This window comes from Microbispora sp. H10670 (genome assembly GCF_014161385.1).
GTDB classification, from domain to species: Bacteria; Actinomycetota; Actinomycetes; order Streptosporangiales; family Streptosporangiaceae; genus Microbispora; species Microbispora triticiradicis.
Genome location: NZ_JABBWW010000011.1, coordinates 36815 through 49482 on the forward strand (window position 1 = coordinate 36815; position 12668 = coordinate 49482).

A 12668-nucleotide genomic window follows, 5' to 3' on the forward strand; every position below is an offset into this window, starting at 1 on the left:
CACCGGTCATCCGCGCGAGCCGTACGGGGCGTTCAGCCGCGCGGCGCGCCGAACCACCTGGGCAGCCGATCGAGCAGGCCCGCCTGATCCTCGCCGGCCCACGCCACGTGGCCGTCCGGCCGCAGCAGTACGGCGGGCACGTCCAGCTCCTCGCTGACGTCGGCGGCGTAGTCGACCCGATCCGCCCACCCGGCGACCGAGAGCCGGCCGGTCTGGTCGAGCAGCAGCCCGCGGCCGCCGCGCGTGAGCTCGTAGAGGCGCCCGCGCTTCAGCGTCACGTCCCGCATCCGCCGGCCGAGCAGTTCGTGCCCCTCGCCGAAGTCGTAGCGGATCCCGATCGCGGTGATCTTCTCGGCCAGGCGCCGTCTCACCTCCTCGAAGTCCATCAGCTCCGACACCAGGCGGCGCACCGCCTGGGCGCCCGGCTCGGTGGACAACAGCTCCATCTGCGCGCGGGTGTTGTCCAGCACGTCGGCGGCCACCGGGCGCCGTTCGGTCTCGTAGCTGTCCAGCAACCCCTCCGGGGCCCAGCCGGCGATCTCGGCGGCCAGCTTCCAGCCGAGGTTGAACGCGTCCTGGATGCCGAGGTTGAGACCCTGCCCCCCGACCGGCGGGTGGATGTGCGCCGCGTCGCCGGCCAGCAGCACCCGGCCCACCCGGTAGCGGTCGGCCAGCCGGGTGGCGTCGCCGAAACGGGAGAGCCGGCGGGGGGAGTGCACGCCGAAGTCGGTGCCGGCGACGGCCCGCAGCTGCTGCCTGAAGTCCTCCAGGGTCGGCGGGACCGAGCGGTCCTCGGTCACTCCGGCGGCGGGCACGACCACGCGGTACACCCCCTCGTCGAACGGCGCGAGCCCGAACCGCTTCTGGGTGGCGCGGACCTCGGCCACCACGGCGGCCACCGTCTCCGGCGGCACGCCCACCTCCATCTCGCCCAGCAGCGTCTCGACCCTGGTGGGCTCGCCGGGGAAGCCGACGCCCAGCAGCTTGCGCACCGTGCTGCGGCCGCCGTCGCAGCCGACGAGGTAGCGCGCGCGCAGCCGCGTGCCGTCGGCCAGTTCCGCGGTCACCCTGTGCTCGTCCTGACTCAGCCCCGCCAGCGCGCGGCCGCGCCGGATCTCGGCGCCCACCTCGGCGGCGTGCTCGCCCAGCAGGCGATCGGTGATGGTCTGCCGGACGCCGAGGACGTAGGGGTGCGCGGTGTCCAGCCGTTCGGGCGAGGGCTTCTCGATGGCGGCGAAGAAACCGCCGACCGGAGACCTGCGGCCGTGCGGGAGGAACCGCTCCAGCAGGCCGCGCTGGTCCAGCACCTCGATGCTGCGCACGTGCAGGCCCAGCGCCCGGACGAACCCGGTCGGCTCCGTCTCCTTCTCCAGCACGACCACCCGCACGCCGTGCAGCCGCAGCTCACCGGCCAGCATCATGCCGGTCGGCCCGCCACCGGCGATGATCACGTCGATCATGAATCCCCCATACGACAAGGTCCCGCTCCCTGTTCGGACGGAGATTCTGCGGTACGCCCGGGGTCTTGCCGCAAGCCCCCCGGTGCGCTATAGCTTGAAGGTGGCGGGGGATCGCCTTTCTCGGCCACCCCATTCGCGCCCCCACACCAGCACACGGGTTAGCCGTCCCTGTGCCCCTTGTGCAGTCCGGCCCGGACGTCGGCCAATAGCGCCGCCAGTGGTGTCGCGGGTCAGATGTGTTCCTTCGTCCCTTGATCGGCGGAGTCCAGCACGACTGGGACGCCGCGAGCCCAGCGAATCCCAAGCGCGAGGTCAAGGGTTCTGCAAGACTTGGCGAGCTGGAGCGCGGTGCGTCCTCTTTGACGGTGTTCGGGCCCGTCAGGTAGCCTGACGTCATTACAACTCCGTGCGTGGCTTCGTCCGCGCACGCATTGCGTCTCCGGGGAGCCCACGGGCTCCCCATATTTATTTCCCCATGAGGCGCGATGCTCTGGAGTTGCGACGGGATGACCGCACGTAGGGTCAGGATCTTCATCGATTTCTGGAACTTCCAGCTGAGCTGGAACTCCGCCATGAACCCCGAGAAATGCGACTGGCGTGCGTTGCCCCCTGCGGTGGTCCAAGCGGTGGCCTCGGTGCTGGCTTCCGTGAACCTGACCGATCCGCTCGATCTGGAAGAGACATTGCTTTACGCCTCAGTTGATCCGGTTGCCGATGCTCCGCTGCGGAAGTGGCTGACGGGGACTATTGAGCGCCTGCCCAGTTGGAGCGTCTCGGTCCGCGAGCGGCGCTCCCAGCCTCGACAGGTGCACTGTCGGAACTGCGGAACGATGACCACGGCCTGTCCGAGCTGTGGGCAGTCATATATGGCGAAGCCGGAGAAGGGAGTGGACGCGGCGATCGTTACGGACATGCTGTCTTTGGCCTGGCAGGACGCCTACGATGTCGCGGTTCCCGTCACCAGTGACGCTGACTTCGTGCCCGCTGTGGAGCGTGTCCAAGAGCGCGGTCTCAAGGTCATCAATGCCGGGTGGTCGGGTAAGGGGCACCAATTGAAGGCCGCGTGCTGGGGCTCGTTCGACCTCGACTTCATCGCGGCCGACATCTGCCGCTGACTGGAGGCGGGCACCCGGGTGTGGTGAGTGCTTGGCGTCTCGGACGCCGTAGTCCTTGGAACTGTCCGCGGTGGGTGGGAAAGCTGTTGGGCGGGATGGTCCGGGGCTGGTAGCGTGCGGGTGATCGTGACAGGCCGTGAGGAGGTGAGACCCATGAACGTTGTGTCGATGGGGTGCTCCCTCTCGTCATCACGGTCGGGCGACTGACATAAGGAGTCGCCGGGAGCGCCTGGACAACAAGCACTCCCGGAAAGCGACAACCTAATGCCTTCTGTGTATTTCACTTCGGAAGAAACGTCGAACGGCGTCATCGCGCGCGGGTTCACCGTGGGCGAGGTCCCCGGCATGCTCTGGTCGCCCGAGTCCGGTTCCGGCCGCGCGCCACTGGTGCTGCTGGGGCACGGCGGCGGCCAGGACAGCAGGGCGCCGGGGGTGGCCGGCCGCGCGGCCCGCCTCGTGGGCGACGGCGGTTTCCACGTCGCCGCCATCGACGCACCCGGTCACGGCGGACGGCCGCGTACGGAGGACGACGAGCGGGAGATCGCCGCGCTCCGGCGGGCGATGGCGGCGGGTGAGCCGGTCAACCCGATCGTCGTCTCCTTCAACGCCGGCATCGCCAGGCGTGCGGTGCCCGAGTGGCGGGCGGCCCTGGACGCCCTCCAGGAACTGCCGGAGATCGGCGCCGGCGGGCCGGTGGGCTACTACGGCGTGAGCATGGGCACCGCGATCGGGCTGCCGCTGACGGCGGCCGAACCCAGGATCACCGCGGCGGTGCTCGGTCTCCACTCCTACGACGAGGCCCTGGCCGAGGCGGCGGGACGGATCACGGTGCCGGTCGAGTTCGCGCTCCAGTGGGACGACGAGCTCATCCCGCGTGAATCCGGCCTCGCCTTGTTCGACGCGCTGGCCTCGAAGGAGAAGACGCTGCACGCCAACGTGGGCGGGCACCACGAGGTGCCCGGGTTCGAGGCCGACAGCGCGGTCCGGTTCCTCGCCCGGCATCTGCGGGGGTAGGCACCCCACCGGCCCGAGGGGACGCGGGATCGGCGGCCGGTCGCCGATCCCGCGTCCCTGTCGTTCCACGCCTGGACACGTCGGCCATCGAGGAGTCCCCGATCCAACCCCGCGAGCCGCCTCCCCAAGGTCCTCGTCAGTTGAGGTCGGTGGCGGGCCGGGGCGTCGCCCGCGCGGCGGGGGCGGTTTCGTGGGCCGGCGCGCGGACCCCGAACCACATGCCGAAGAACCCGGCCACGCCGAGCCCGGCGCACATGAGCCAGACGAGCGCGCCGTCGTACTGGAAGAGCGCCGTGCCCACGGCGGGTCCCACCGCGTACCCGATGGTGTGGCAGGCGGCGAAGGCGCCGATGTAACGGCTGCGCAGGTGTCCCGGCGCGGCCAGCGCCGGATAGGCGTTCGACGACGGCGCGCTGACGATCTCGCCCATGGTCCAGATCAGCGCGCCGGCGAAGAGCAGCCAGACGCCGGCCGAGACGCCGGCCAACGCGAGCCCCCCGCCGATCAGCAGCGTCCCCACCGAGATCGCCGTCCGCATCGGCAGCCTCTGGACGTACGGGGTCAGCGGCAGTTCGAGCAGGATGACCAGGGCGCCGTTCAGGGCGACGACGGCGCCGTAAACCGCGGTGGGCAGGCCCCGGTCCCTGATCTCCAGGGGGAGGACGGCCTGATACTGCACCTCGGCGAGGGCCGTCGCGAACATCGCGGCGAGGACGAGGAGATAACGGCGGTCCCGTAGGACCGCGCGGTAGCCGCCGCGCGTCCCGTCCTCGTGCCGGACGGCCTCCGCCGCCTCGCGCCCGGGCCGGCCTCCGGGCAGTACGAACATCGCCGCCACCGCGAAGACGACACTAGTGATCGCGTCCGCGAGGAAGACCGCGCGGTAGCCGAATCCGGTCAGCCACACGCCCAGCAGCGGGGCGAGGGTCGCGCCGACGTTGAGCCCCAGGCGGCTCGCCGCCATGGTGATCACCAGCCGGCGCGGCGGGGTCAGCTCCGACAGCATCGTCGTGGAGGCGGGCCGGTAGAGCTGGGTGACCGCGCCGATCGCCAGGCTGATCCCCAGCAGCGGCAGGTAGCCGGTCACGAAGCCGACGGCGCCGACGCCCACGCCGGACAGCGCCATCGAGGCGACGATCACGTTCCGCGCCCCGAACCTGTCGGTCGCGGCGCCGCCCGTCACCACCCCGGCGATCGAGCCGAGGCCGAACGCCGTGAGCGCGCCGCCCGCCTCGGCCGGGCGGTAGCCGAGCCCGGTGACGTAGAGCACCAGGAAGAGCGAGACGAAGCTGCCCATCCGGTTGACGGCGATCCCGCAGAGGAGGGCGAGCACGGGAGGGGGCAGTTCGCGGAGGGTCCGCAGCACGCCGGCGCGCTCGTCCTCCCGCGGCGCCGCGACGGGGGGCTGGTCCTCGGACACGTCCTCACTCCTCGCTCTCTCCACCGGACGGGCTCTCCCGGCAGGACGGGTTCTCTCGGCTGGGCGTGCTCCCGCGCGAGACGGCCCGGGCCTTCCCCGCGCCGGGGCGGCGCCGCCATGGGCCGCTCCCGGAGCCCGACCAGCCGCCTGCCGGGACGGGCTGTGTCGCCTCTCAGACGGAGACGACCTTCCGGGCGGCGTGCGGGGGGTCGCCCTCGAACCGCGCGGCCCGCTCGGCCCGGTCGAGCACCTCGTCGCACTCCTCCGCCGTACGGCCGCGGGCGATGAGGAAGCCGTACCGGGCGATGGCGCCGTCGGGCGGCAGGATCAGCGGTGTCCCCGGGCCGGCGACCGCCACCGACGCCAGCAATCCAGCCTCGGGATCGGGCTCGGGCATCTCCACCCGCCGCGCCACGCAGGTCTCCGGCGGATAGAGGAACCGGATGCCGACCGCGCCGGCGCCGTGCGCGGTCACGTCGGGCCGCACCCCCAGGGCGAGGTCGGCCGCGACCACCCCGGAGTCGACGCCGTTGGCCAGCAGCCCGAGATAGGGGATGAGATCGCCGCCGAGCCGGCCGTTCACCTCGATCAGCGCGTAGCCCTCGGAGGTCAGCTTGACCTCGGTGTGCGTAGTGCCGTGGGTGTAGCCGAGGGCGCGGTGCGTGTCCGCCAGCAGCCGCAGCAGGTCCGCGTCCCGAAGCAGCGGCTCGTCGGCCAGCACGACGTGCCCGGTCTCCTCGAAGTACGGCTCGCCGCCCAGGCGCTTGCGGGCGACCAGGTAGGGCAGGTACTCGCCGTCGTGGACCGCCGCGTCGACGCTGATCTCGGGCCCGGCGAGGAACTGTTCCAGCAGGATCTCGTCGTGGCCGGGCATCCCGCTCTGGCGTGCCGTACGGCTGACGCCGACCGCCCAGCCGAGCTCGGCCTCGCCGGCGACCTTCACCACCCCCTGGCTCGCGCCGAGGCCCCGGGGCTTGGCCACCAGGGGGAACCCGATGCGCCCGGCCGCCGCCGCGGCCTCCTCCGGGGTCGCGACGAGCGCGTGCCGGGGCTGCCTGATCCCCGCCCGGTCGAGCAGCCGCCGCGTCGTCGGCTTGTCGCGTACGGCGGTCACGGCCTCGGGGGAGGGCCCGGGGAGGCCGAGCGCGGCCGCTACCCGGGCGGCGGCCTCGATCACCGCCTCGTGGTAGCTGATCACGCCGCGGACCGGTGTCCGCGCGGCCAGCTGCCGGGCCGCTGCGACGACCGCCTCCGGATCGAAGACGTCGACGACGGTGCTGCCCGCGATGTACGGGGTCTGCCAGGAGGGCCGTTCCGTCTCGAAGAGCCAGACCGGCCCGCCGCGCTGCGCGATCGAGGCCAGAAGGTACTCCCTGTAGTGCGGAAACCCACTTGCCATGACAAGGAGCACTCCGTCGGAGTTCGCCATGTCTTCTCCCTGTGGTAGCGGCGTCGGCGGGCGCGCGGACACCACCGGAGTGTTATCCGCGAAGCCCACGATACGAGGACGATACGTACCCGGAGAATAACCGTCGAATTTCCGCTTCCGATAGGACCGTAATAAATCTCACAACCGGGTTCTGAGCAGCCGCGATGTCCGGCCCTCAAAGGGCCGTCCGGCCGAACGGAAACCTCACCATCCAATTATCGGCATTGTGAGGAGTCTGTGTGACGTGCGTCACTTCGAAGGTCTATTGCGGCCGCTTGTCCGGTACGTATACTTCCGAACGGCGTCATCGTTTTGCGTGATGAACAGATGTCCACTGGCCGCGGCCGGCGATTCATCGTCGTCGGCAGGTTATTGGTCGACGATATTTCCGGCAATTCTCGCTCCGCTATCCGATCGCTCTTTCCGCCTGCACGGTGTCTCTATATTCCGGTTAACCGCCGGCCGTGTTAACGGCCGGTATTCGCCCGCGAATTGACGAGTAAGGAAACATCGATTGAGTGGATTCGTTGGCTGGATGGATTTCAGGCGCGACCTCGGCGCACAGGAAGACGTCCTCCACGCGATGGCCGACACCATGCAGCACCGCGGTCCCGACGCGAAGGGGCTCTGGCTGTCGCGGCACGCGGCGCTCGGGCACCGGAGGCTCGCCGTGGGCGACACGGCGGGCGGCGCGGCGGGCGGTGACGCCCAGCCCCTGACGGCGGAGATCGGCGGCGAGACGGTGGCCGTCGTCCACGCCGGTGAGATCTACAACGCGGCCGACCTCGGCGGGGGATCCTCCGAAGAGGTGCTGCTGCGCTCCTACCTCCGCTGGGGCGACCGGCTCGCCGAACGGCTCGACGGGATGGGCGCCTTCGCCGTCTGGGACGGCAGGTCGCGGCGGCTGCTGCTGGGCCGCGACCGCATGGGCCTCAAGCCCCTGTACTACTTCGCGTACCCGGGCGGCATCCTGCTCGCCTCGGAGCCGAAGGGCATCATGGCCAACCCGCTGTTCGAGGCGCGCCTCGACCCGGCGGCCCTCCCGATCGTCCTGCAGCCGCGCCTCACCCTGCCCGGCGAGACGCCGCTGGCCGGGCTGCGCGAGGTCCCGCCCGGCCACGTCGTCATCTGGTCGGAGGACGGGCCGTCGCCGCGCCGCTACTGGCGGCTGTCCAGCGAGCCGCATCGGCACTCGTTCGAGGAGACCACCCGCCACGTGCGCGAACTCCTTGAGGACGCGGTCGGCCGGCAGGTTCCCGCCTCGGGGCCGTGCGCCGCCATGCTGTCGGGCGGCGTCGACTCGACCTCGGTCGCGGCGCTCGCCGTCCGCGCCCTGGCGGCCCGGGACGGCAGGAGTCTCGACACCTTCTGCGTCCGGTTCGAGAGCGACTCCGCGCACTTCTCCCCGACCGAGCTGCGGCCCGAGGTGGACGCGCCGTACGCGGCGGACGCGGCCGACTTCATGGGGAGCCGCCACCACACCGTCACCGTCGGCCTGCGCGACCTGCTGGACGCCGTCCCGGCCACCCGCCGCGCCCGCGACCTGCCGGGCTGGGGGCAGTTCGACGTCTCGATGTACCTGCTCTTCCGCGAGATGCGGGAGATCGGCCCGGTCGCGATGTCCGGCGAGGCCGCCGACGAGATCTTCGGCGGCTATCCGTACTTCTTCAAGCCGGAACTCGTCAACCGCGACGGTTTTCCGTGGATGGGCGACGGCCCCCGGCTCGCCGACTACCTCTCGCCGGAGATGCGGGAGATGGCCGACCCCGTGGAGGACGAGCGCGCCCGGCTCTCCCAGCTCCTCTCGGAGGTGCCGCGGCTGCCCGGCGAGGACCCGGAGAACGCGCGCATGCGAGAGGTGCTCCACCTGGGCATGTCCGGGCCGCTCGCGGTAGTCCTCGACCGCAAGGAACGGATGAGCATGGCGTCCGGCCTGGAGGTGCGCATCCCGTTCTGCGACCACCGGCTCATCGAGTACGTCTGGAACGTGCCCTGGTCGATGAAGTCCCGGGGCGGGCTGAAGGGCCTGCTGAAGGCGGCCATGGCCGACGTCCTGCCACCCGGCACCCTGAACCGGCGGAAGAGCGCCTATCCCCATGTGCACAACCCGGAATACGACCACGCGCTCATCGAGGAGGCGACCTGGATCGTGAGCGACGAGCGCTCTCCGATCGGCCGGATGTTCGACCGGCCGCGCCTCGCGGAGTTCATCCGCGGGATCGCCGCCGACCGGCTCCGGCCGGACCTGCCCGGCGGGACGAGCGCGCCGCACATGCTCATCCAGCTCGTCGAGATGCGCAGGTGGATCGAGGACTACCAGGTGTCGCTCGGCTGACGAGCGCCGTAGCGATGTGAACGCAGGCAACACCGAGGGAGCTGCGCCATGCTCGAACTGGTCCCCATCACCGACTCCATCGGCACGGAGGTCCGCGGCGTCGACGTCACCGGCGACATATCGGCCCGCGACTTCGACCGCATCTACCAGGCCTGGATCGACACCTGCCTCCTGCTGTTCCGCGGCCAGAAGATGACCCCGGAGCAGCAGATCGCGCTCACCAGGCGTTTCGGTGAGATCACGACCTACACCCGCTCGGAGTTCAACGAGCCCGAGCACCCCGAGATCCTCGTGCTGTCGAACATCACCCGGGACGGCAAGCCCATCGGGTCGGCCTACAGCGGCCGCGTCTGGCACAGCGACGGCCACTACCTCTCCGACCCGCCGGCCGGGACGATGCTCTACGCGATCGAGGTCCCGCCGGAGGGCGGCGACACCTGGTTCGCCAACATGATGGCGGCGTACGACGCCCTGCCGGCCGCCATGAAGGAACGGATCGACGACCTCAAGGTCGTCATCAGCCGGGTGCAGTCGCGGCCGTACAACTATCCCGACCGTCCGGCGCCGACGCCGGAGGAGCGGGCGGCGTGGGTGGACATGCGCCACCCGATCGTGCGCCGGCACGAGGTGAGCGGCCGCAACGCCCTCTACAGCGGCGGCAACGTCCCGTGGCGCATCGAGGGGATGCCGGAGGCCGAGAGCGCCCCGCTCGTCACCTTCCTGCAGGAGTTCTCGGTCCAGCCGCGCTTCACCTACTGCCACAGGTGGCAGCCGGGCGACATCCTGCTGTGGGACAACCGCAGCGCGATGCACCGGGCCACCCCCTACGACTACGAGGCGTATCGCCGCCTCATGCACCGCACGACGATCGCCGGTCACCTGTCCACCGGCAGCCCGGTGCCGGTCGGCGAGGCCATCGCCTCATGAAGACGTACGACTTCGTGATCGTCGGGGCCGGGGCGGCGGGCTGCGTGCTCGCCGGCCGGCTGACCGAGGACCCGTCCGTCAGCGTGCTCCTCCTGGAGGCGGGGCACGAGCGGCGCAGCCCGCTGCTGTCGATCCCCGCCGCCGAGACCATCCTGATGGGCAACCCCAGGTACGACTGGTGCTTCGAGACCGCGCCCGACCCCACCATCGACGGCCGCAGCGTGCGCATCCCGCGCGGGCGCCTGCTCGGCGGCTCGAACGCGATCAACGGCATGATCTACGTACGGGGCCAGGCGGAGGACTACGACGACTGGGCGCGGCTCGGCAACCCGGGCTGGTCCTGGGCCGGCGTCCTGCCGTACTTCCGCAGCCTGGAGCGCGTGACCGGGATCGGCGGGGAGACGCGCGGCCGGGACGGGCTGATCGCCGTCGGCCCGCCGCGCGACCGCGACGAACTGTGCGACGTCTTCCTCGCCGCGGCGGCCAAGGCGGGCTATCCCGCCAACCCCGACTACAACTCCGGAGACCAGGAGGGCTTCGGCTACTACCAGGTCAACCACGACGGCGGACGGCGGTCGTCGGCCCTGGGAACCTACCTGAAGCTCGCCCGGCTCCGGCCGAACCTCACCCTCCTCACCCGGGCCCACGTCACGGGCCTGCGGTTCGACGGCACCCGCTGCACCGGCGTGACGTACGTGCGGGACGGCGAGACGGAGCGGGCCGACTGCGCCAAGGAGGTGATCGTCAGCGCCGGCGCGGTTCAGTCGCCCCAGCTCCTTGAGCTCTCCGGGATCGGCTCCCGCGACGTGCTCGGCGGCCTCGGCATCCCGGTCGTGCACCACCTGCCGGGCGTCGGCGAGAACTTCCGCGACCACTTCGCGGCCCGCCTGCGGTGGCGGGTGCGGCGGCCGATCACGTTCAACGAGCGCAGCCGCGGGCTCGCGCTGGCGCGGGAGGTCGCCACCTACCTGACCTCCCGCCGGGGCCTGCTCAGCCTGCCGATCGCGCTCGGCTTCGGCTTCGTCCGCTCCTCGCCGGACGAGACGCGGCCGGACATCCAGTTCCACTTCGCGCCGGCCAGCTACGGCCCCGGGTCGAGCAGGCGGCTCGACACCGCTCCCGGCATGACGCTCGGCGTCTACCCGCTGCGCCCGGAGTCGTCCGGCTCCATCCACGTCCGCTCGCGCGACCCGCTGGCCCCGCCCGAGATCCGCCCGCGCTTCCTGGAGTCCGGCATGGATCGCTCCCGCCTCGTCGCCGGGATCAGGATCGCCAGGGAGATCGTGGAGAGTCCGGTGCTCGACCCGTACCGGGGCGACGAGCTGACGCCGGGGAGCGGCGTGCGGACCGACGACGAACTGCTCGCCTACGCCCGCGCCCACGGCGACACCTCCTATCACCCCGCCGGCACCTGCCGGATGGGCGACGACCCCATGGCGGTGGTCGACCACCGGCTGCGCGTGCACGGCGTGGAGGGGCTGCGGGTGGTGGACGCGTCCGTCATGCCGACGCTGGTCTCCGGCAACACGAACGCCGCGAGCCTGATGATCGCCGAGAAGGGCGCGGCGATGATCCTGGCCGACCACGGGCGCGGCGGCCCGCACGCCGCCTACGAGCGCGAGAGCGCGGCCTACGAGCGCGAGAGCGCGGCGGAGGAGCGCCCGGGCACCGGCCCCCACGTCACGAAGGACACCACATGAGCACGTCACCACGGCAGGTCCTGGTCATCGTCGACGGCTACTCGTCCGGCTCGCAGCTGCCGGGGGTGATGGCGGAGCACGGCTGGGACTGCGTGCACGTGCGGGCGTCGGAGAGCCTGCCCGAGTACTTCCGGGCCACCTACCGGCCCGGCGACTACCTCGCCGAGTTCGGCAACGACGGGGACATCGAGGCCCTCGCCCGCGAGGTCGGCGCGTACCGGCCCGCCGCCGTGCTGCCGGGCACGGAGAGCGGCGTGATCGTCGCCGACCTCCTGGCGGCCGCGCTCGGCCTGCCGGGCAACGACCCGTCGTCCAGCGCCGCCCGGCGCGACAAGTACGAGATGCACAACCGCCTGATCGGCGCGGGCCTGCCCGCCATGGACCACTACCTGGCGCACGACCTCGGCGGGCTGCTCGCCTGGGCGAAGGCCGGCGCCTGGCCCGTCGTCGTGAAGCCGCCGGCGAGCGCCGGCACCGACTCCGTGACCTTCTGCGCCGACGAGGGCGAGCTGGAGGAGGTCTTCCACCGCCTGCACGGCGCGGTGAACCAGCTCGGCGAGCGCAACGACGCCGTGCTCGCGCAGCGGCTGCTGTCGGGCCAGGAGTACTTCATCAACGGGATCAGCGGGAACGGGCGGCACGTTGTCACCGAGATCTGGCGGACCGACAAGGTGCCGGTGCCCGGCGCGGGCCTGATCTACGACCGCAGCGTCCTGTTCGACCCGGTCGACCCGGAGATGAAGCGGATCGTCGACTACGTGAAGGCGGTCCTCGACGCCCTGGGCGTGCGGTACGGCGCCCACCACACCGAACTGATGGTCACCGACCGGGGGCCGGTCCTCATCGAGTGCGCCTCGCGCCTGTCCGGCGGGCTCAACCGGCCCGCCGCCAACCACGCGGTGGGCGCGAGCATGCTCGACCTGGCCGCCCGCCTGGTTGTCGAGGGCGAGCCGTTCGCCGCGCGGCTCGCCGACGAGCAGAAGGGGCTGCACGCCCCGCTGTGGCAGGTCCAGTTCATCTCGGCCCAGTCGGGGACGGTGACCCGGTCCCACTACGAGGAACTGCTGGGAACCCTGGAGAGCACCACCTGGATCCAGAAGGCGCCGAGGGCCGGTGACACCGTCACGCGGACCACCGACCTCTACTCGAGCCCCGGCATCGTCTTCATGAGTCATCCGGACCCCGAGGTCCTGCAGGCCGACTACCAGACCGTACGGCGATGGGAGCGCGAGGGCCGGCTCTTCACCACCGGCTGACGCGGCAGACAA

At 71.5% G+C, this 12668-nt stretch carries 9 protein-coding genes; 6 read left to right on the forward strand and 3 right to left on the reverse strand.

Annotation, left to right across the window (positions count from 1 at the left end; translation table 11 throughout):
• Positions 1-32: 32 nt before the first annotated feature.
• Positions 33-1460: a rifampin monooxygenase gene (rox, locus tag HHX33_RS17375; RefSeq protein WP_182875517.1), complete on the reverse strand. Its 1428-nt coding sequence runs from the start codon at positions 1458-1460 to the stop codon at positions 33-35.
• Between the two features lie 506 nt (positions 1461-1966).
• Here rox and HHX33_RS17380 point away from each other — a divergent pair.
• Positions 1967-2575, forward strand: coding sequence for an NYN domain-containing protein (locus HHX33_RS17380; protein WP_182875518.1), 609 nt, complete (start codon positions 1967-1969; stop codon positions 2573-2575).
• A gap of 264 nt (positions 2576-2839) precedes the next feature.
• A complete protein-coding gene (locus HHX33_RS17385; RefSeq protein ID WP_182875519.1) occupies positions 2840-3589 on the forward strand; it encodes a dienelactone hydrolase family protein in 750 nt (249 codons plus the stop codon).
• Between the two features lie 136 nt (positions 3590-3725).
• On the opposite strand, the gene HHX33_RS17390 is transcribed toward HHX33_RS17385, so the two are convergent.
• Together HHX33_RS17390 and HHX33_RS17395 are read right to left on the reverse strand one after the other, a co-directional pair.
• A complete protein-coding gene (locus HHX33_RS17390; protein ID WP_182875520.1) occupies positions 3726-5009 on the reverse strand; it encodes an MFS transporter in 1284 nt (427 codons plus the stop codon).
• Positions 5010-5181: 172 nt separating this feature from the next.
• On the reverse strand, positions 5182-6438 hold the full coding sequence (locus tag HHX33_RS17395; RefSeq protein ID WP_182875521.1) for an ATP-grasp domain-containing protein: 1257 nt from the start codon (positions 6436-6438) through the stop codon (positions 5182-5184).
• Positions 6439-6952: 514 nt separating this feature from the next.
• On the opposite strand from HHX33_RS17395, the gene asnB reads away from it, so the two are divergent.
• Genes asnB through HHX33_RS17415 form a run of 4 tightly spaced genes read left to right on the forward strand, consistent with a single transcriptional unit; the run spans position 6953 to position 12656 of the window.
• On the forward strand, positions 6953-8773 hold the full coding sequence (gene asnB, locus HHX33_RS17400) for an asparagine synthase (glutamine-hydrolyzing) (RefSeq protein WP_182875523.1): 1821 nt from the start codon (positions 6953-6955) through the stop codon (positions 8771-8773).
• A 48-nt stretch (positions 8774-8821) separates the two neighbouring features.
• Positions 8822-9700, forward strand: a complete 879-nt coding sequence (locus HHX33_RS17405) for a TauD/TfdA dioxygenase family protein (protein WP_111701092.1) — start codon at positions 8822-8824, stop codon at positions 9698-9700.
• Positions 9697-11400 carry a GMC family oxidoreductase gene (locus tag HHX33_RS17410; protein ID WP_182875525.1) on the forward strand — a complete coding sequence of 568 codons (1704 nt, stop codon included), beginning with the start codon at positions 9697-9699 and terminating at the stop codon, positions 11398-11400. Before HHX33_RS17405 ends, HHX33_RS17410 begins: the two co-directional genes overlap by 4 nt.
• Positions 11397-12656, forward strand: coding sequence for an ATP-grasp domain-containing protein (locus HHX33_RS17415; protein WP_182875526.1), 1260 nt, complete (start codon positions 11397-11399; stop codon positions 12654-12656). Before HHX33_RS17410 ends, HHX33_RS17415 begins: the two co-directional genes overlap by 4 nt.
• The last annotated feature ends 12 nt before the right edge of the window (positions 12657-12668 follow it).